The sequence below is a fragment of the Paenibacillus oryzisoli genome, from assembly GCF_050467285.1.
In the GTDB taxonomy this organism is placed as follows: domain Bacteria; phylum Bacillota; class Bacilli; order Paenibacillales; family NBRC-103111; genus Paenibacillus_E; species Paenibacillus_E oryzisoli_A.
On record NZ_JBCMUN010000016.1, the window covers coordinates 69,872 to 89,308 of the forward strand.

18 protein-coding genes are annotated in these 19,437 nt (G+C 55.2%); 5 read left to right on the plus strand and 13 right to left on the minus strand.

The genetic code is table 11. The features are described from left to right. Positions 1-73 precede the first annotated feature (73 nt). A complete protein-coding gene (locus tag ABE504_RS24825; RefSeq protein ID WP_430093992.1) occupies positions 74-886 on the plus strand; it encodes an AraC family transcriptional regulator in 813 nt (270 codons plus the stop codon). 37 nt (positions 887-923) lie between these two features. On the opposite strand, the gene ABE504_RS24830 is transcribed toward ABE504_RS24825, so the two are convergent. From ABE504_RS24830 to ABE504_RS24840, 3 genes are all read right to left on the minus strand, one after another. Then, complete coding sequence (locus tag ABE504_RS24830; protein WP_430093995.1) at positions 924-2,366, minus strand: MATE family efflux transporter; 1,443 nt, start codon at positions 2,364-2,366, stop codon at positions 924-926. Positions 2,367-2,857: 491 nt separating this feature from the next. After that, complete coding sequence (locus ABE504_RS24835; RefSeq protein ID WP_430093998.1) at positions 2,858-3,139, minus strand: hypothetical protein; 282 nt, start codon at positions 3,137-3,139, stop codon at positions 2,858-2,860. Between the two features lie 52 nt (positions 3,140-3,191). Continuing rightward, on the minus strand, positions 3,192-4,124 hold the full coding sequence (locus ABE504_RS24840; protein ID WP_430094001.1) for a phosphotransferase family protein: 933 nt from the start codon (positions 4,122-4,124) through the stop codon (positions 3,192-3,194). Between the two features lie 183 nt (positions 4,125-4,307). Between ABE504_RS24840 and ABE504_RS24845 the strand changes: the two genes are divergently transcribed. Continuing rightward, entirely contained in the window at positions 4,308-4,772 is a 465-nt protein-coding gene (locus tag ABE504_RS24845; RefSeq protein WP_430094311.1) for a MarR family winged helix-turn-helix transcriptional regulator, read from the plus strand. Between the two features lie 471 nt (positions 4,773-5,243). Here the strand turns inward: ABE504_RS24845 and ABE504_RS24850 are convergent, their stop codons facing one another. Further along, positions 5,244-7,163 (minus strand): DUF2334 domain-containing protein, encoded by a 1,920-nt coding sequence (locus ABE504_RS24850; protein WP_430094003.1) that lies wholly within the window; start codon positions 7,161-7,163, stop codon positions 5,244-5,246. A 292-nt stretch (positions 7,164-7,455) separates the two neighbouring features. Here ABE504_RS24850 and ABE504_RS24855 point away from each other — a divergent pair, with 292 nt between their 5' ends. Next, positions 7,456-7,578, plus strand: a complete 123-nt coding sequence (locus ABE504_RS24855; RefSeq protein ID WP_430094005.1) for a hypothetical protein — start codon at positions 7,456-7,458, stop codon at positions 7,576-7,578. A 72-nt stretch (positions 7,579-7,650) separates the two neighbouring features. Here the strand turns inward: ABE504_RS24855 and ABE504_RS24860 are convergent, their stop codons facing one another. Next, on the minus strand, positions 7,651-9,069 hold the full coding sequence (locus tag ABE504_RS24860; RefSeq protein WP_430094314.1) for a patatin-like phospholipase family protein: 1,419 nt from the start codon (positions 9,067-9,069) through the stop codon (positions 7,651-7,653). 89 nt (positions 9,070-9,158) lie between these two features. After that, positions 9,159-10,046: a LysR substrate-binding domain-containing protein gene (locus ABE504_RS24865; RefSeq protein ID WP_430094008.1), complete on the minus strand. Its 888-nt coding sequence runs from the start codon at positions 10,044-10,046 to the stop codon at positions 9,159-9,161. A 120-nt stretch (positions 10,047-10,166) separates the two neighbouring features. Between ABE504_RS24865 and ABE504_RS24870 the strand changes: the two genes are divergently transcribed. Both ABE504_RS24870 and ABE504_RS24875 read left to right on the plus strand, forming a co-directional pair. Further along, positions 10,167-10,835 (plus strand): O-methyltransferase, encoded by a 669-nt coding sequence (locus ABE504_RS24870; RefSeq protein ID WP_430094011.1) that lies wholly within the window; start codon positions 10,167-10,169, stop codon positions 10,833-10,835. 31 nt (positions 10,836-10,866) lie between these two features. Further along, entirely contained in the window at positions 10,867-12,195 is a 1,329-nt protein-coding gene (locus tag ABE504_RS24875; protein WP_430094014.1) for an SEC-C metal-binding domain-containing protein, read from the plus strand. Positions 12,196-12,670: 475 nt separating this feature from the next. Here ABE504_RS24875 and ABE504_RS24880 read toward each other — a convergent pair whose 3' ends face one another. The 7 genes from ABE504_RS24880 to ABE504_RS24910 are packed head-to-tail and all read right to left on the minus strand — an operon-like array spanning position 12,671 to position 19,159. After that, entirely contained in the window at positions 12,671-13,408 is a 738-nt protein-coding gene (locus tag ABE504_RS24880) for a tyrosine-protein phosphatase (RefSeq protein WP_430094017.1), read from the minus strand. Positions 13,409-13,447: 39 nt separating this feature from the next. Further along, positions 13,448-14,146: a GntR family transcriptional regulator gene (locus ABE504_RS24885; protein WP_430094019.1), complete on the minus strand. Its 699-nt coding sequence runs from the start codon at positions 14,144-14,146 to the stop codon at positions 13,448-13,450. Beyond that, entirely contained in the window at positions 14,146-14,976 is an 831-nt protein-coding gene (locus tag ABE504_RS24890) for a carbohydrate ABC transporter permease (RefSeq protein ID WP_430094021.1), read from the minus strand. Before ABE504_RS24890 ends, ABE504_RS24885 begins: the two co-directional genes overlap by 1 nt. A gap of 45 nt (positions 14,977-15,021) precedes the next feature. Further along, positions 15,022-15,978, minus strand: a complete 957-nt coding sequence (locus tag ABE504_RS24895) for a carbohydrate ABC transporter permease (protein WP_430094024.1) — start codon at positions 15,976-15,978, stop codon at positions 15,022-15,024. A gap of 24 nt (positions 15,979-16,002) precedes the next feature. Continuing rightward, positions 16,003-17,310, minus strand: coding sequence for an ABC transporter substrate-binding protein (locus tag ABE504_RS24900; RefSeq protein WP_430094027.1), 1,308 nt, complete (start codon positions 17,308-17,310; stop codon positions 16,003-16,005). Between the two features lie 28 nt (positions 17,311-17,338). Beyond that, on the minus strand, positions 17,339-18,163 hold the full coding sequence (locus ABE504_RS24905; protein WP_430094030.1) for a metallophosphoesterase family protein: 825 nt from the start codon (positions 18,161-18,163) through the stop codon (positions 17,339-17,341). A gap of 6 nt (positions 18,164-18,169) precedes the next feature. Beyond that, positions 18,170-19,159, minus strand: a complete 990-nt coding sequence (locus ABE504_RS24910; RefSeq protein WP_430094032.1) for a metallophosphoesterase family protein — start codon at positions 19,157-19,159, stop codon at positions 18,170-18,172. Between the last annotated feature and the right edge of the window lie 278 nt (positions 19,160-19,437).

Consider the following 19,437-nt stretch of genomic DNA (forward strand, 5'->3'; position numbering starts at 1 on the left):
TGATGGAAGTAGGTCTTTCGCCTCAAATAAATGGAAGCGATTACAAATTAATTTTTGGAGGCTGATCCTCTTCATGGATTTTGAGCAGTTAGAATCCGTCGTGCCCGAGGTGTTCTTATTCGTCGATCGCCGCTGCTTTCCCGATTGGGAAATTATCCGGCAGGAGATCGATTTCTATGACCTGACGTTTATCATCGAGGGACGAGCCAACTATTACGTAAATGGTGAGAAAATCACCGTAGAAGCCGGGGACATGCTGTTCATCCCCGCCGGCAGCGTGCGCGAAGCGCACACGTTCAAGGAGGCCCCGATGCACTCCTATGCCTTCAATTTTACGCTCATGCAGCCGGCCTCTGCGGGCGAGATTCGCTTTCCGTTCGACATTGTGACCAAACATCAAATGACGAGCGAAATCCTGAATTACATTCTGGAATTCAACCGGATCTGGAGCGGCATGCAGCCTGGGTACCGGATGTTTGCGCGCGGCATTTTCCACCTCATTCTGCACCGCTTGCTGGCCGTTTCGTTCCATCATTCCCCCATCACGCACTCGGACAGCCGGGTTGAAAAGGTGAAAGAGTTTGTTGTCGACCACTACAGCGAAGAGCTCGACCTGGCTACCGTAGCCAAAGTCGTTAACCTGCATCCCGTGTACCTCGGCAAGCTGTTCAAGACGAGCACCGGCTTCAGCGTGAAGCATTTCATTAATCTGGTGCGGATCAACAACGCGGAAATGATGCTGTCCGGCGGCGGGTTCTCCGTCTCCGATGCGGCCGAACGCTGCGGCTTCAAGGACATCAGCTATTTCAGCAACGTGTTCAGCGCTATCAAGGGCTACCCGCCGTCCAAAGCAAGCATGCAAAAAAGAGTGTCCCCGAGGCCGTGAGGCTGGTTGGGGCACTCTTTTTCTATGTGAAGTGAGGCTATTTCTTCGCTGTTGGGAGCGAGGACGATGAAGCCGGAGCGGCCGGTGTCATCGGCTCGATCAGACGGTGGCGGTACCACTTGTCGCCTCGGAACCGCCAGAGGAAGACGCCGCCGCGCACGCCCCATTCGATGTTCATGGCGAGCCAGACGCCGATGATGCCCATGTGGCACACGATGCCGAGCACGTAACCTAGCACGACCCGGAACAGCCACATCGACAGCATGGCGGTGATCGACGTGAACTTGGAATCGCCCGCAGCCCGCAGCGCTGCCGGCATCAAGAAGGAGAGCGGCCAGAGCGGAATCTGCATCAGCGCGTTAATCAGCGTAATGATGAACAGGTCGTGCATAATATCTTCCGGCGGATGGAACAGACCGACAATCGGCCGGAATAAAGGCAGCAGAATCAGCGTCATCAAGATAAAAGAAAACGAGGACAAGCCGATGAACGCCTTGGCGAACTTGCGGGCGTCGCGTACGTTTTGGCGGCCCATGCACTGGCCGATGACCGTTACCGTCGTGATGGACAGCGCCATCGACGGAATCTGGAACACCGTCGCGAGCGAGTTGCCGATCGCGTTCGTCGCCAACGCGTGCGTGCCTAGGCTGACGATGAACACTTGCGTCAGCATTTTGCCGCCGTTGAAGAACATTTGCTCCGCCGCGAAGGGGAAGCCGACGTAGGAAATCTTTTTCACCATCGCCCAGTTGATCTGGAGCATGTCCTTGATCTGCACCCGCAGATTCGTGTCCAGCTTGAACAGGTACAAGAGCGCCACCGCCGCCGCGCCGTAACGGGAAATATTCATCGCAATGGTCAAGCCGTGCACGCCCATGTGCAGCACATTAATGAACAGCACGTTCAGCACGACGTACGTCAGGTTCATAATGAGCGACAGCTTGAGCGAGGAACGGGACTTGCCGATCCCGCGCAGCGCGCCGCATACGGCTTCCACAATCGCGATCCCTGTGAAAGACAGGGAGCTGCCCACGATATACGTCTTGGCGTTGGCGAAAACATCATCTGCCGCTGCGCCGAACAAAAGCTTTAGCGCAGGACTGTGGAAAAGCAAAAAGAGCACAGAAATCGCCAGCGAAAGCAACGTCACGGAGGATACCGAGCTTGCCGCCGCTCGCGACACCATCCGATCGTTGCCGCTGCCCTTGTACTGCGCCACCACCACCGTGCCCCCGGTCGAAACCGCGATGAACACGCTGATCAGAAAAATATTGAGCGAATCAATCATGCTCACGGCACTGACCGCCGCCACGCCTGACGAGGAAATCATCGCCGTGTTGATCAGGTTCATCCCCACGAGGAACGCCTGATCCACGAGGATCGGCACATAGAGCGCGATAATCTGGCGGTAATCGATCGCTTCTCCGGTAAAATACTTGTTCAAAAAGGTTTGCATTCTCACGCTGACATTCGTTCTCATAGGAAGGGATCAACTTCTTTTTGTTTTGTCGTATTTAGCGTACCGTTGTGCTTACGAATAGAGCTTTTTATTGGCAATGCTTGATTGACCTAGCCTTGTTGACGAAATTTCGGTTGTCGCAACTTTTGTTGGCAGGACTTCGCTGTTCTGCACATGCTTTTTCAGTATAGCACAGATGGTGTCGTATGGAGGGTACATTTGGGCGGCCTCCTCCACGTCCCACCTCCCACCTCGCCCATGAACCTGTAGAACCTACATTAAATTTCCCAAAAAAGCCAAAAATTCAGCTAGAACATGTAAAACCTACATTAAAAATCGGCTCATTTCCCATTTGGGGACGCTTCCGGGGCAGTCTAGCCCGATTTACCTGCACAAAATGCATGATTTTACGCGAAAACCCACTTCGATCGACTGATTTGATGTACAAAGTGCAGGTCGTCGAGGGGAAATGTCATCTGCATCCCTCATCATTGAGTGCGTCAAAGAAAAAATTAGTTGCATTCACTTTCAAACCATGGGATATGATGCCACGGTTCGCCCCCATCGTCGGTTAGCGTAAACTCTATTATGAAGTCCAGTTCCGGTGCGGTATCAAGCCTCTCTTCAACGTTGTTCATCTGGACGGTTCGACATGTGTACAGCCCATTGCTAAGTTCAAAAACACAGTCTTGCAAATGAGCTTCCGGTAAGCTGACATCAGGAAATTGTGCCCCCATTGTTAGAGACTCATAGTTAATAAGACAGAGCCTGCCATCGGTTACTTCGATAATCACGTATAACGAACCCTTCAATTTGCTCTTGCATCATCATCCTATAAATGCTTGACTAACCTTTGTACCACATCGGTACGGCGCTTTCGAAATTCCGATGATCATCCAGTACCCTTTGAATGCGGGCCATCATTGAATCGAGCTGTGCCGGCACGACTTGGAGCGTCCACGTGATCGTTCCAAACATAATCATTGCCGTATACAGCGCATACAGGTTCCAAAATTCCCCCGGAATCTTCCCTTTAAAATATCCGTCGATTTGTCCGATCGAGAACGGAATACTGACTTCGCTGGCGAAGTAAGCGATTTTCAGAAAATCATGATACGGGTCTCCCCAGTCGTACCGATTGAAATCGATCGCCGCCGCATAAGCACCGCCCTGCACGAGCAGATTGCCGGGATGAAAGTCATCATGTTGGAAACGGTTCGGGCGCCCCTCCAGCAGTGGCAACTGCTCTTCGATAAAGGCAATAACCGCACGCTCTCCAGGCAGCTTAACCCCACATTGTCGATAGTCCGACAAATGACGGTTATGCTTCGCAATCCTGCGCGTTGACCACGTTCCCAGATCCACAGGCGCTTCCATCTCATGCATCATAAGCAGTTCGTGCCCTGCCTCAACACCCACGTTATATTGTTCCTCAGCCGTCATCAGCGGCAGCCTCTCGGAAGCATCCTCCCCCTCGACATACCGCAAAACCATGTAACATAAATCAAGCGCCTCAATCGTGCCGAATGCAACCGGCTCAGAGGTCCGAACGCCAAGGGCGTGGATGCGGCCTATGATCTCAAACTCCCGCCGTTTACGTTCGCTCTGCTTGAAAGTCGCAGTACGTAGCACATAAACCGGCTTGTCACTGCCTTCGTAAACAAGATATTTCCCGTCATAAGAGAAGCCTTTATGAATCTTTGAGATCGCCGTGGCGTTCCGCAATAATGGGATATATTCACGCACTTCGGTTATTTGCATCGTTGCCTCATTCTTCACAGCAAACCCTCCCCTACTCGATATACTCTCAATATTCTGCTTGGATCTCTGTTTTCCCTTTTCTGCCTCCCCGATGCCGCATCGTTCGAACAAGAGTAGTGCGGCCCAAAAGTTGACGACAAGGGGCTCCTTTTCTTATGATTAGTGTGCCTTACCTATCAGGAATGTCTGGCGGTGACTACAATGACGCAATACTCCCATGCTTACATCCTCAGCCTGATCGATGTATTTTCACGCTTGGCTAAGGCCGATTGGCGCAAAACCACGGTCTGGGGAATCAAAACGAGCGAAGTCCGCGTTCTCGTACTCATGAAGAGAATGCTGGACCAAGGCGATACAACGGGAACGACCGTTTCCGAGCTGCGCAAAACGTTGCAAGTAACTTCGCCGACCGTGACGCAAATGACGAACAGTCTCATTCACAATGGCTATATCGAGCGCTCCCCCGACCAAAGTGACCGCCGCATCTCCAAACTGACCCTAACGGAAGCCGGCGTCACACTTGCACAAAAGGCAATGGATCAGTATAAAGAGATTTTCGCAGGATTAATCGACCACTTGGGCAAAGAGCAGACAGATCAACTGATCCATCTGTTATCGGAATCTTTCACCTATCTGCAAGGGGTCGGCAAAAAGAACGCCGAGTAACCTGCACGCGACTTAAGGCCCTTACGTTCTGTTAAAAGAACGTAAGGGCCTTTTTGCCGTTGCAGGTGGGGGAGTGGGGCATAGTCGTCCGACGGCAGTGGACTAGTGCGACCGTGTCACCGCCCCAAACCTGCGATTAGGCAGGAATTTCATCCCGCTCCCCCTCGATTTCGGTAAAAGCCAGCGATTAGGCAGGTTTTTGTGGCAGATCGGCTGATTTTCGGGGAATTCGCTCCAAATGCCTGCTTTTCCGCAGGAATTTCCCTGAACAAGCCGAAAATGCAAAAAATCCCTGCACATTCGCAGGAATTCATCGACGTTGCTTGGACGGCAAGCAGTTATCAGCGGGCGGTCTCCCCTCAAGCAAGCTAGCCGACCTTGCCCCGACTACTAGCCTGACTAGCCCAACAGAGCCTGGCCAGCCTGCTCCCGCTGTTGCCGCTCTTGCCTGCTCCAACACCCGCTCGCGCCCTACCGGGTCGCGCCGCGGAACGACATCGCCATGTCCAGCACATGGCCGGTCTCGTCATATGAGGCAATGTCCGTTTTGCCATTGCCGTCCCAATCGGCGGCCAACCCTTGCCGGGCTGCGCCCTGCGCCCAAGGGCCGAATTCATTGTCGAGCGGGCGGAAGCCCCCGCCGCCTTCATTCTCGAGCACGCGCCAGACGCCTGTCGCCGCGTTGTACAAAATCACATCGCTGCGCCCGTCCCCGTTCGCATCGCCAACCAACACCTGGCTGTCCGCGTCCACGGACAGCTGGCCCAGCGCTCGCGGCGGGGCGAAGCCGCCGCCGCGCTGCTGCGCCAGCAGCGACAGCTTGCGGTCGCTGCCCGACACACACAGCACGTCGTCGACGTCCGTGCTGTCAAAGCGGCCGGTGTACACGGCCGCATCCTCCGGCAGCGCCGCGGGGACGTCGGCGTACTCGACGCGCTTGCCCGACACCGCCGCCTGCACGAGGCCGTGCGCGCCTTTGGCAATCAGACCTTTGCCGCGCGAGAGCTGAAGCGCTTTCAGCGAGGTCAAGCCCGACGGCATCGCACCCATAGCCTCCGGCGGCAGAAATGCCTGCCCGTCCGACAGCGCCACGCGGACAGCGCCGGTCTGCGCGTTGTACGCAAGCAGGTCCTGCTTCCCGTCGGCGTTCACGTCGAGCAGCACCAGTTGCTCCTCCGGCGCATACGTCTCCTGCAGCCACACCTGCGACGCTTCCTGCGTGCGGTTGCGCGGCGGCGTATAGGTGCCGGGGATTACGAGGATGCGGTGCGCCTCCCGCACGACAACGTCGGCGTGCCCTTTGCCCATCACATCACCCGCCAACACATGGTGGATTGGTGTCTTCGGCGGCAGCGTCACGCGGCTGCCCGGCGTGAACGGCACGACGTCATACAGCGACATCCAGCGATAGCCGCGCTCCTGGAAGCCGGCCATCAGCTTGTGCAAGTAGGACGGATCGGCCTCCTGCCGATACGCAAACTCCGGAAGCCCATCCCTTACCACGGGCGCACCATCGCTGCCTTTTACCTGCTCTAAATGCGAAAACTCCAAAAACGGATGAAAATAAAACGACGCCAACCCATCATCCGTCCGCGCTCGATCCAGCATTTGATCGACGGACAGCGAGTCGCTCACATATTTGAAAGGGGCCGGGATGTAGACGGAACCGAGACTCTTTTGCCCATACATATTGACCGTATCGTAGGTGACGAGATCTTTCAGGGAATTTTTCGAATGCATGTCCGGTTGATAGAGCAGGCCGACGAACGAGCGGAACACTTCCTCTTGCCCCCGGGTATCCTGATAATGCGGCGACTCCCAAAAGGCCGGCTGCAAGCCTGCCTTCGCAAATGCGGCAAGCGCCTCCTTCATCCGTTCGGCCGCATACGACATCTCCATCGTCTCCGGCGCGCCCTGCACATTGAACTCCGAGCCGATCCCCGAATTATGCTCGCCGTCCGCCCGATACGACTCGCCATACTGATGCCGGTATCCGTGCATGCCGAGAACGCCGCCGCTTCGCTGCGCATCCTGGAGCACCTTGATGAATGCGCTTACCAAAGGATCGGGATTCGGGTCGTCGATGCCGCGCTCTTTCCAGACGCCGTCCGCCTTCATCGAGATTCGCCGCGGGATGACCGCAACATGATAAGGCACATGCTCCGAGGCCAAATAATCAAAAACCGCACGCAGTTTGCCCAGCCCCTCGGGACTGTTGTAATCGCCGCCAAGGCCGACATCCTCCAGCCGAATCATCACATGCCGCTTCTCCACATTAGGCGTGGCATTCTGTTCCGTTGTCGCAGGGGTGAACGTTAAAGCGATCATACCGATGAGACCGCCGCATATCCCGATGCCAATTTGCTTCCATAACCTGAACCTGCGTCTCACTCTAGCTGTTCCCCCAATTGTGCCAAGCATCGATATTCCCTACAATTCGACATCATTTTTAATTAAATTATATAGGAATCTATCGCCGCTTACTATACGAGATTACTAGAAAATCAACGCAATCTTTACATACCGTTGATACTGCGATGACATGCCTGGCGTACACTCAAAGTATCCGAAAGCGACGGAGGCGGCGAACTTTATGGCGGTCAAAATGGTTTGGCTATGCGTTGGCTTATTTTTCTTAACGGCGTTAGGTGTTAGTAGCTATGACAAAGGGGCCGAACCCGCGATGGCACCCCCATCCTCCCTTCCGACCGCTCGTCCGTACTCCCCCGACGACTATGCCTCCACGGCCCAATTCGAATATGAATTCGAATGGCTTGGCGGCGCTATTGAAGCGAATCCGCAGTAGTTATTTCGATATAGCTAAAAAGGGAGGTCATGGTGATGTACACCGTGCCTCCCTTTTCCCTATACCGCCCCGTTACAGGCGGAGACTGCTTTGCTCCAGCTGCGCCAGCGTGCCTCGGCGCCGATCTTTGGCGAGGCGTCTGCGCAAATACAGGAGACCGACGCACGTTACAAAGAGCACAGGGATGCAGAACGCATACCAGAGCGCTTCAATCACGCCATGGTGCATCGTAATGTACACGAACAGCGCCGCATACAGCAGCAGATACGCCAGGCTGATGAACTGGGTGATGCTTGGCTTCGGGATGGCCAACCGCTTGTCTCGCTTGCGGTCCAGCATCGTCAAGTATTCCGGCGTCGGCGATGCCGCATAATCGCGAATGGCCATAAACGGCCAGGCACTTTCCGCTGCAGCCTCTGTCGGTACCGCTGTTTTCACCGGATTGCGTCTCAACTGCTCCTCGCAGGCGCGATACCCCACATACATCAGCGTGTAGGATTCTACCTCGGAGAACGAATTCAGATCCGTCCGCATCGTCATCGCCAGTGTCCGGACTGTCGAATCAATGCCGGGAAGATCGCTGCGCATGTCGATGAGTACATCCTTGCCCTCCCCCATCCGCAGATCGCGAATGACATCCATGAATAGATCTTGAATACGGAGAAAAGACTCCACCGCATCGACTTCCTCGTAACTCTCCACCGCCATCGGCATGGAGGCGTCGCTGAGCAGCATCGTCATGTCCGACTGCCGCAGCAGCTCCAGCGCATGCCCGCCTAGATTGTCCAATACACCGCCATCGACGCCATGCACCCCATGATCCCCAAATCGAATATCCATCGGGTCAAAAAGCCCCGGCACACACGCCGACGCCGCCACCGCTTTGGCAATCGGCAGCTGCTGCAGCTCATCCGGCTGAATGCCATGATTCATCGCGTTGCGTGCCCACAGCACACTCTCAGGATTCGACGATACATAAAGCGTCTGTCCATTCTCCAGAATCGACGTATTCATGATTAGTTCCGGCTTTCGATTCCCCGGATGGACAGGCGGCTGATGCCAGTCCTGCAGGACGGTATCATGGAACATCAACGCCCGCAGCCCCTGCTCCAGCTTGGAAGCGAACACGACATCCGTGTTCAATGACGGAAAGATCCGATGCATGAAACCCATCATCGGCTTCGTAATTTGCGGTGGAATGACGGATGAGATTACCCCCGCGACCAGCACACGGTTACGTAAATCCTCCTGTACCGCCGCGACAAATGCTGTGATCACTCGCTGCATCAAATCGCGATAATCCTGATCGGTTAACACGCGATCCTTCCGCAGCTCCTCGCACAGCATTTGATAGTAAAAAGCCCCTACAATCGAACCGCCGGATACCGTCGAGAACGCCTCGACCTGCCTAAGCAGTCCCGTATCGGCAAGACGCGCCAACACCCCAAGATGAAATAACGACGCACGGTAGCCGCCGCCGGATAATGCCACTCCTAACAAGTCTATTCCCCCTTTTGCAGGAATAGTTCGACACATGGAAGTTATCCCCTCTTCAAATTTTTACATTTTTTGCATGAATACTAAGGCATACCCTTCATCATCTGGATGAAGTTCGCCGCCGACGGTGACAGCGGCTCACCTTTCCGCGTACAAATACCGATGGAATTTGTCAAATGGATCCCTTCCACATACACCCGCGCGAGCTCGCCGCGCTCTACATAATCGCGCACGACCAGCGACGATACAAAATTCGCCCCGTACCCTGCAATAACAGCTTGAATCGCTTCATGCAGCCCGTTGAACTGGAGCGAAATCTTCGGCAGCGCAGCGCTGTAAGTCCGGCAGAGCGACATCAGTCGCTCCCGCGTAGAACTGCCCTCCTCCCGCATAACAAAAGGCTCCTGCATCATCTCATCCAGCGTCACCTGCCGACCCGTATACCGGTGAAGCGGCGCCACGACGAACCACAGCTCGTCCTGAAACAACTCCTCTTTATGAATCGCCTCCGAATACTCTTCCGCAATCCCGCCGAAAATCGCAATATCGACCTCCACGTTCACCAGCTTCGCCAACGCATCACCGGCATTCGTCGTCGTAATCGTCATGTCCACCTGCTCATACTGCCGCTTAAAACGCGCAAGCCACGCCGGCAGCAAAAAGTGTGCCGGCAAATACGTCGCCGCCAGCCGAATGGCGCCGGTCGTCCCGCTGCGATAATCGTGCGTGAACTGCTCGATCTGCTGCTCCACCGCGAACAACCGTTTCGCCAGCAGGGCAAGCTCCTCCCCCGCATCCGTCAGGGCGACGCCGCGCCCTTCCGGCTTTAAGAGCGGGAAGCCCAGCTCTTTTTCGAACTTTTTGATCTGCGCGGTGATGGCCGGCTGGCTGATATGAAGCTGCTCCGAAGCGCGGGTGACGCTGCCCGTCGAAGCGATGACATGGAACAGCCGCAAAGCATGTAAATTCATAGATGCCTCCACTTATATATTAAATATATGATTTATCGATAATGATATATTATATTTATACATTGAATCCACGTACACTAAAAGCAGGAAGTAACCCTTCACAGAGGAGACGTGATTCACATGCAACTGAACGAAACGTGGAAAAAAGTCGACCGCTATATCGAACAACAGTTAATTCCGCATGATCCTGATCTGGAGCAAGTGCTCGCTGCCAATCAGCAGGCGGCTTTGCCGCCGATCGACGTCAGCCCGACCCAAGGCAAGCTGCTGCAGCTGCTCGTTCAAATGAGAGGCGCCAAGCGGATTTTGGAGATCGGCACTTTGGGCGGCTACAGCACGATTTGGATGGCGCGGGCGCTGCCTGCAGACGGACGGCTTGTCACGCTGGAGCTGGACCCGCATCATGCGGAGGTTGCGCAGTCGAATCTGCTGCTGGCAGGGCTGGCCAGCAAAGTGGAATTGCGGGTGGGCGATGCCCTGGCGCAGCTGGCCGAACTGCAAGCCGAAGGTGCGGAGCCGTTCGACTTCATTTTTATCGATGCGGATAAGCCGAACAATCCGCACTACTTGAAGTGGGCGCTGGCGTTCTCGCGGCCGGGCACGGTCATTCTCGGCGACAACGTCATCCGTGAGGGCGAGATCGTGCGGGATGACAGTCCCGATGCGCGCGTGCAGGGGGTTCGGGCATTTTACGAGCTGTTGGCTCAGGAGCCGCGCATCAGCGCAACGGCCATCCAGACCGTCGGCAGCAAAGGGTATGACGGGTTTATGCTGGGCGTTGTGATATAATAGAAAGAAAATGAAGATTTGAGGGCGGTATATGTCACAATTGGTGAAAGTCGGCAGGAATGATCCTTGTCCTTGCGGCAGCGGCGACAAGTATAAGAAGTGCTGTCTGCCTACAGACGAAGCCGGGAATGTTGTGCGCATCGGCGCGCAGCAAACGGCACAGGCGCAGGAAGTTATGGCGGAACCTAAACACCCGGCTTCGCAAGCCGAATATAAGTCTTTCCTTGCTTACTTGCAATGGACATCCCCCATTTACGAGATCATTGCCGCCAAGCTCCCTGAGCACCTGCTGGGGCGTTACACGTGGAAAGACATTTCCATGATCGCCTCACTTTGGAATCATTACTCGACGTTATCCAAACCGATCATTAACAAGCAGACTGTGATCCTCGCCACGTTGGAGTATACGCTGTCCTTCTTGTTGGAAGAAGCGGAGATCACTCAAACGGCTGTAGCCGCGCGTTACGGCGTTTCAGCCGGCAGCGTCTCCAAACGGTTTCAGGAAATCCTCGGTTTCTTGGATCAGACCATGGGCGATGACGAAGAGGATGAGGAACGGGATGATGATGATGACGATGATAATGATGAAGTTTTTGACTTATTTGATGACGATGATCTTTTCCTTCCTGATCGTGGCCTCATCAGCCCGGCGCAGCCTCTCATCGATAAGGCTTGGCACTCGCACTCCCTGAAGGAAAGGAAAGCATTAGCTGAGCAAGCGATTAAGCTCGATCCCCTTCATCCGGATGCCTATAACGTCATTGCCGGCGATTTAAAAGATTTTCAGGCAGCAGCAGACTACTACCGTAAAGGGATTGAAGCCGGGCGCAAGCGGCTCGGCAGCGCCTTTTTCAAGAAGAACAAAGGCTATTTCTGGGGATTAACGGAAACAAGACCCTTTATGCGATCCATGTACGGCTGCGCTGAGCTTTGTCTGTACGTGTTGCAGCGCCCGAAGGAAGCATTATCCCTGCTTGAGGAGATGCTCGACCTCTCGCCGGACGATAGTATGGGCGCTCGCTATTTGCTGACAACCGCCTATATGCTCACCAAGCAATACCAGAAAGGGATCACTTTCATTGAAGAGTACGACGAGGATAGCGCGCAATTCAACTATAACCGCATTTTCATGCTGTACATGCTGCAGGGGCCGAAACAGGAACTGAAAAGACTGCTGCGCCAAGCCAAAAAACAAAATCCTCACGTACTCCCACTGCTGCTTGGACTGAAAAAGATGCCTAAAAACCCACCTGAAACGATTGGGTTCGGGGACGAGTCGGAGGCTGTCGAGTACTTTATGTATCACCATCGCTTGTACACGGAGCACCCCGAAATCGTCGCATGGATGGCCAACAATTAGTTACTCTCCGGCGCTGCCCTTCTAATGTGTGCGGTGAAGATTTGAAAGCCTGGCCCTTTCCGGCCAGGTTTTTAGTTGTGATGAAGCATAGCCAATGCGATGTAATCGACTGGTGCGACATCCAAGTGCCTGGTAGTTAGTGTAAAAACTACAGCTAAATTCAGCCCAATGGGACAAAATTGCAGGGATACCTGCATTTCCTACAGCTATATTTCAGAAAAGATGGTTTGCAACCGCTTTCAGATGGGATTCAGACGAAATTTCCTGTGCTTTTTGCAGGATCTTTCAAGAATTAGGCCAGGATAGCGAAATTTCCTGTACTTTTTGCAGGTGGTGTACCGCGGTGGGCGGGATTCGGCCTTTTTCACAGAGACGGAGAGACAGCGCCCTCCCACGTCGCTTAGCCACAAAAAAAACACGTCCTACCAGACAGCGGGGACGTGTTCGTGCTTGCTCTTATGGTGCCGCGCCTATCCTACCCAACCAGGCGCGCCTTCAACACCTGAAGCTGCGCCTCAGTCAGCCCGATGCCGCGCAGGTACTGCTCGGCACTCGCATACTTCTCGGCAAGGTGCTCCAGCATCAAGACCATGTTGCCGGGGTCGCAGCCGATAAAATGCTCGTACACCTCCGCCGACACGCCCTCAGGGCGGTCAGCGCGCAGTTCATCCAAGAGCGGCGTCAAGCAGACAGCCGTCAGGCTGTAGTCTTCGACGATCGTCGCCTCTGGCACGTCCGCCAGCGCCAGCAGCAGCGCGGATACGACGCCGGTCCGGTCTTTGCCGGCCGTGCAGTGATACAGAACGGCACGGTCGCCGCTCTCCGCCAGCACCCTGAAGATGCGCAGCAATTCCGCTTGCGCGCCGTCCAGCAGGTCGACGTACAAGTCGCCCAGCGTGCGCACTGCGCCGCTGGATACCTTCGCTGGGTTGATCAGCGAAATGTTGTGATACGCGACGCCTTCGTAATCCGCAAAGACGTTCCGCTTCTCCTCGACTTCGCGCGCATGCCGCAGGTCGATCACGCTCGCGATCCCCCGGCCTGCCAACGCAGCACGACTTTCTTCCGATACCCGATGCAAGCCGTCCGCGCGATAGAACGCTCCCCAGCTCGTCATGCTGCCATCCTTCGTGGCATAACCGCCCAAGTCACGTACATTGTAGGCGCCTTCAACTGTCAGAACCCGCTCGCCTGTTTTTACCATGGAATTCATATCGTGTAACCACCGTTTCTATGATAGGATGACTGCTCGTTACATATCAAAAGATTGAAATTGCCGGCTCATTTGCTCGATCAGCTCCAGGACGATGCCTTTGGCTCCGTCCAGATCTCCCGCCGCCAGCGCCTGATAGATGCGTTTATTGAAATGCCCCGATTGCTGCGGCTTCGGCAGCGTGTGGACATGCAGCTTGCGGTACGAAATGATTTTGAACATGTATTTGCCTTTGATCTGCTCGATGATCTGCAGCATGCTTGCATTCTTCACGATGCGCAGCATCGTTTCAATAAAAAGCAGCCCGCTTTCATAATAGGTGCGGTAATCGTCCTCCTCGGAAGCGCGCAGCTGCCGTTCCAAATGCCCCTCCAGCGTCGGCAAGTCGAAGTCGAGCTTTCGCGTCGCCGCGATGTCCAGGCTGTACAGTTGGAGCGAGGACAGTACCTCGAACATCTCGTGAAACTCCCGGAACGAGATGTCTTTGACAAAGACGCCCCGTCCCCGGATGGACTCCACGAAGCCCTCTTTTTCCAGCAAAGAGATGGCGGCCCGGATCGGTGTTCGGCTCATGCCGAAGCGTTCGGCTAGCTCATTTTCCGAGAGCAGCATGCCAGGCAAAAAGTGGCCATTAATCATGTGCTCCCGCATTTGTTGATGGGCTAATTTCTCTAGAGAGGGCTTAGCCAGGCCCGTTAGCTGCGGGTAATCCCGCTCATCAGGTAAGAGTGAATTCATTAACGCAAGCCGCCTTTTAAGAAAGAGTCGATAATGTGTCGCTGCAAAGCCAGGTAAATCACGAGAATGGGCAGGCTCGCCATGGTCGTCGCCGCCATCATCGGCCCCCATTGGTTCGCTTCCGTGGACATAAAAGATTGCAGACCGATCTGCAGGGTCGAAAACTGCGGTTTATTCGTGACGAGCAGCGGCCAGAAATAGTCGTTCCAGGCCGAGATGAACAGCAGCACGCCCGTGGAGGCGATCGTCGCCCGTAAGTTAGGAAACACGGTGCGCCACAGCACGCTCCAATCGGAGGCGCCGTCGAGGCGAGCCGCTTCGATCAGCGTTTTGGGGAACATTCGGAACGCATGATACATCTGCAGGACGGCGAAGGCCGAGACAAGGTTAGGAATGATGAGCCCCAGCAAATTGTTGCGCAGCCCCCAGCCGCTGATGACGACGTAGTTCGGGATCATGATGACTTGAAACGGCACCAGCCAGGTCAGCGAAATCAGTGCAAACACGATGCCCTGCCCGCGGAACTGCCAGCGAGTAAATGCAAAAGCCGCCAGAACGCTCGTCAAGAGCTGCGTTGCCGTTTGCACGATTGCCACCGTCAGCGAGTTCGCCATCATGCGGGCCATCGGGATGGCTTTCCATGCATAGAGATAGTTGTCGAATGTCCAATGCTTCGGCAGCAGCGAAGTGGAATAGATGTCGCCCGCCGTTTTAAATGAGGTATTCAGCATCCAGTAAAATGGAAAAACAGCCAATAGACTCAACAAGATGAGCAAAATATGCTTGCCGGCCAGCGCCGGGCGGGAAACGGTCAGAGACGTTTTCTTCACGTCGATTCCTCCTTTGACGACTTTACGAAATTTCGGAAGGCGCCCTTAGTTATCGTAGAACGACAGCTTGTTCGAGAGCTTCATGAAGCCAAGCGCGATCAAGCTCGAGCCGAACACGACAACAACTGCTGCCGCCGAGCTCGATCCGACGGAGAATGTCTTGAAGCCGTACGTCCACAGCAAGTAATAAATGTTCGTCGTGGAGTTCATCGGGCCGCCCTGCGTAAGCACATTGATGTAGGAGAAGCTCCATTCGGCGGCGAACAGCGTGCTCAGCATCGCCATGAACATAATCGTTGGCGACAGCAAGGGCAGCAGCACGTGCCAAATGATTTGCCAGCGGCTGGCCCGATCCATTCGGGCCGCCTCGACGTATTCCTTGTTCAGGCCGGACAAGGCGGCCGAGAAGATCAAGGTGCTGAAGCCGATCAGCTTCCAGCCGGTAATGAAGGTAACCGACCAGATCGCCCAATTGACGTCGGAAAAGAAACGAATCGGATCATGAACGAGGTGCAGCGCCATCAACGTTTTGTTGATGAGGCCGCCCATCGGGTTCATGAGCCAGCTCCACACCGCGGATACCGCGACCGGCGCCATGATCATCGGCACGAAGACGAGCGCCCTGTACAGGGTGCGCGACCGCTTGCCGATGTTGTCGGTGGCGATGGCGATGGCCAGCGGGATGATGAGCGAGAACGGCAGCACGCCGACGGTGTAGATCAGTGTGTTCACCAGCGCCTGGCTCATGTCCGGCAGGGTGAAGAGGAGCTTGTAGTTTTTCAGCCCCATCCAGACCTGAGGCGACGTCGGCAGCATGTTCCACTCATAGAAGCTGAGCCGTACCGTCTGCAGCAGCGGACGGTACACCCAGTATCCGATGGACAGCAACGCCGGCAGCAGGTACAGCCACGGCATGATCCAGCGCAATGAGCGCTTGCGGCGCACTCGCTGAACGGGTTTGGATCGTTCCTTAAGCGCCACACCGGCAAGGGTGTTATTCATGGATTTGCTCCTTTCCAGTCAAGCTTATTGAATCAGCGTTTGCGCGCGCTTCTGCGCGTCCTGCATAATCGGCGTGATGTCGCCAGTCGTTTGCAGCGATTTTTGCACGGCATCGAGAAAGGTGGACTCGACTTGGCTGAATTTGGCGCCTGGGTAGGATACCCACGGCTGCAGACGCGTAAGCTGATCGAGATTCGGCTTCACAAGCGGATTTTGCGTGACCCAGTCTTTCAAGTATTGCGCATCGTCGACGATTGCCGGACGTAATGGCAGATAACCCATTTTCGTCGTGATGATGGTGTAGCCGCGTTCGCTGGTAGCGAACTTCACGAATTCCCACGCCGCCTTCTGCTTCGCTTTATCATCGGACAGAATGAACAAGGCGCTGCCGGAGTTTACCGGCGTCGTCGGCTTGCTGCCGAAGGATGGCATCGCTGCGTTCTTCAGCTCCCAGCCCCCTGCTTTCGCCGCTGTGATGAAGCCGCTTTGCAGCGCACTGGTCGTGAGCAGCATGCCGAGCTTGCCTTCGCTGAACGATTGCGTCACGTCACCGTCGTTCAATTTGTCATGCGCACCGCTTTGGATCAGATCCTGCCACATTTTGATCGCGCCGACAGCCTCAGGCTCGCCGAATTGAATCGATTTGCGGTCATCGGAGAGCACCTTGCCGCCGTTGCTGCCGACCAGCGCTTGGGCGACCCAATCTGCGCCCGCCATCCCTTGGATGTGCACACCTGCGGCTTTCGTTTTGGACGTGATTTGCAAGGCTGCCTGCTTCACCTCGTCCCACGTTTTAGGCGGCTGGTTCGGATCCAGGCCCGCATCTTGGAAGATTTTTGCATTGTAAAAGAGCACTGGTGTGCTGAACGTGTACGGCATGCCGTACGTTTTACCTTTGAGCTGCCCCAGCTTCAGGCCGTTCGGGGAGAAGCCTTCGAAGTTCTTTTTCAGCTCGTCGGCCGGGACAACGTCCTCGAGTGCCTTGGCGCCGTAGTTTTGCACGGCATAGTCCAGTCCGTCGAAGACGAGCTGCGCCACGTCGGGACGTGAACCGGCGGCAATATCCGCCTGCACTTTCGTGTTAATTTCGGTCGAGGCAATGGCGATCGGATCGATTCTAATATCCGGGTGAGCCGCTTCGAATTCGGAGATCAGCTGCAGGACGCCCTCTTTTTGGCTGGCAATCGCCAGGTTGTAGCTGTAGAACGTAATTTTCGTCGGCTGGCCGGAGGATTTCTCCGATCCCGATGCCTCTTGACTCCCGGTTCCGCAGGCCGCTGTCGTCAGCATGGCTAAAGCAATTACGCCGGCTGTTACCATTTTTCTGGACATGATGGTCTCTCCCTCTCCTCTATTCTGTTTAGCTATGCGCCGCTTGCAGCTTCTTTAGATCATACTCGACCAGTACGCGCTGATCGCCCGGCATCGTCATCGGCTGAACGATCATCTGCCCGTTTTTCACGAGAACATAGTTGTAACCGGAACGCTCCACCATGCGCATGAGGCCCTCTGCCATCGGATCCAGGCCGAACGCCGAACCGTCCGCCGAAGCGCACAAGACGCCGTTCAACAAGCCGATGTTGTGAAAGTGAATATGCCCCGACAGCAGGCCGATGACGTCACTGCCTTCGATGGCTGCCGCCAGGTCCTGCGGATTTTGCAGCAGGTGGCTGTCCATCATCGCCGTCGGCGTCCCTACGACCGGGTGATGGTGCACGAGAATGGTGCCGATTGGCGCCGGCTCGGCCAGCAGTTGCTTCAGCCAGCGAAGCTGCTCAGGGTCCAGACGTCCGTCATGGCTGCCCGGCACTTGCGTATTCAGCACGACCACACGCAGCCCGTCGTTCATGAAGCTGTAGTAGTACGAAGCGTCCGAAGGCGCCTCCTCGAGATACCCCTCGCGAAACGGCTCGCGCGTATCGTGATTACCCAGCGCGACATGGATCGGCACACCGAATGCGCGCTCTTCTGCCTGCAGGAAGCTGCGCAAGAAGCGGTAATCTTCCAGATCGCCGTCATGCGTCAAATCGCCGCTGATCACAACAAAAGCCGGCTTCGTCTCCAACTTGCCGATCTCAGCAAAGATGCTGTGCAGTTTGTCGGACATGGTCAACCCGAACAGTGGCTGCTTGCCTGGCTTGCTCAGGTGAATATCGGTGATATGTACAAAGAAAATGGATTCCATCGTAATCTACTCCTTCACATGTTTGGTTGTATGGGGTGGATAAGCCGTAATGTCTTGCACGCCGTCCAGATGGATGACACGGTAGGTCGGAACGCCGCCTCGCATCGTCACCCATAGCAGCAAGTTCGCGTTAGCGCCAACTTCCTCTTCCCCGTGCGGCAACCCGCCGGTGCGGCCCAGTTGAATCAGCTCGCGGTTGCCTTCGCGGGTATATTCCAACTCGTGCAGATGGCCTGCAAAAATCGTGTGCGGGCGATTGCTCAGCAGCCGCTCCAGGCGCGCAAACTCCTCGCTGCCTGTTTTCCAGCCAGGTTTATGCATATTGACGAAGGTCCAGCTCACATCCTGGTGCTCTTTCAATACGCTCTCGATAAAAGCGAACTGCTCTTCGCCGATCGTCATCTTGATTTGCGACATGCCTTTCAGTTGTTCAGGTGTCAGCGCCTCACCGAACGCTTTCAGATACTGCTTGGCGCCTGCAGGATCGCGCTTGATTTGTTCCGTTACCGTTTTGATTACGTCCACGAACGCTTCTGGCAGCTCATCCGGCGTATGTTCCGTATTGATTGTGATGTACAGCGCGTCGCCGGCGCGGAAAGCGTAATAATCCATGCCCTTACGCTCGCTCCACACATCCGCCATCAAGGCGTTGCCGTAGTCATGATTGCCAACCGTCGGGAAAAACGGCAGACCCGTCGCTTGCACCATCGCATCCAGCTCATCCCACTCCTCATGCGCGGAGGCAGGGTTCGTCCAGTAGCCCTCAATTAAATCGCCAACGGCCAGCACAAATGATGGCTTCAAATCCTTGAGCACCTCGAGCGCTTTCTCAAACACGCCCGCCGTCGCCATCCCGCAGCGGTCACCCACTACAGCGAAGGCATAGTCGCCTGTTAATGTTTCCGGAAGCTTGCCGAACCAAGGCCGTTTGCTGGTGATGAAGCGAGCGTCTTCCAACATTGCGAATTGGGGTTTGATCTGATCTTTGGTTTGCATGGTCTGCTCCTTTGTCCTTGGGATTGGAATTGCTGACAAGACCCATTATGCAGGTTGTATGTAAGTTGAATATCAAGCGGGGGATAAGAATTTGTGAAGGGCACGCAAGGTTTAACAGAATGTTTACACGGGCCGAAGATTCCGAGAACAAACCCATGGGCCAGCCCTAGGGCTGGCCCTCTTAGGGGTGGGAGCCTGCTCGGTTCGCCAACTCCTTGAGCAGCGGAGACGGACCCTCACTGGGCCTTCGCACCAATAGCAGTGGTTAACCGCTTCTA

Bases quoted from the DNA above. Each gene is read 5' to 3' on its own strand.
- ABE504_RS24825 (WP_430093992.1), top strand. From the start codon at position 74: ATGGATTTTGAGCAGTTAGAATCCGTCGTGCCCGAGGTGTTCTTATTC.
- ABE504_RS24830 (WP_430093995.1), bottom strand. From the start codon at position 2,366: ATGAGAACGAATGTCAGCGTGAGAATGCAAACCTTTTTGAACAAGTAT.
- ABE504_RS24845 (WP_430094311.1), top strand. From the start codon at position 4,308: ATGACGCAATACTCCCATGCTTACATCCTCAGCCTGATCGATGTATTT.
- ABE504_RS24855 (WP_430094005.1), top strand. From the start codon at position 7,456: ATGGCACCCCCATCCTCCCTTCCGACCGCTCGTCCGTACTCCCCCGAC.
- ABE504_RS24865 (WP_430094008.1), bottom strand. From the start codon at position 10,046: ATGAATTTACATGCTTTGCGGCTGTTCCATGTCATCGCTTCGACGGGC.
- ABE504_RS24870 (WP_430094011.1), top strand. From the start codon at position 10,167: ATGCAACTGAACGAAACGTGGAAAAAAGTCGACCGCTATATCGAACAA.
- ABE504_RS24875 (WP_430094014.1), top strand. From the start codon at position 10,867: ATGTCACAATTGGTGAAAGTCGGCAGGAATGATCCTTGTCCTTGCGGC.
- ABE504_RS24880 (WP_430094017.1), bottom strand. From the start codon at position 13,408: ATGAATTCCATGGTAAAAACAGGCGAGCGGGTTCTGACAGTTGAAGGC.
- ABE504_RS24885 (WP_430094019.1), bottom strand. From the start codon at position 14,146: ATGAATTCACTCTTACCTGATGAGCGGGATTACCCGCAGCTAACGGGC.
- ABE504_RS24895 (WP_430094024.1), bottom strand. From the start codon at position 15,978: ATGAATAACACCCTTGCCGGTGTGGCGCTTAAGGAACGATCCAAACCC.
- ABE504_RS24900 (WP_430094027.1), bottom strand. From the start codon at position 17,310: ATGTCCAGAAAAATGGTAACAGCCGGCGTAATTGCTTTAGCCATGCTG.
- ABE504_RS24905 (WP_430094030.1), bottom strand. From the start codon at position 18,163: ATGGAATCCATTTTCTTTGTACATATCACCGATATTCACCTGAGCAAG.
- ABE504_RS24910 (WP_430094032.1), bottom strand. From the start codon at position 19,159: ATGCAAACCAAAGATCAGATCAAACCCCAATTCGCAATGTTGGAAGAC.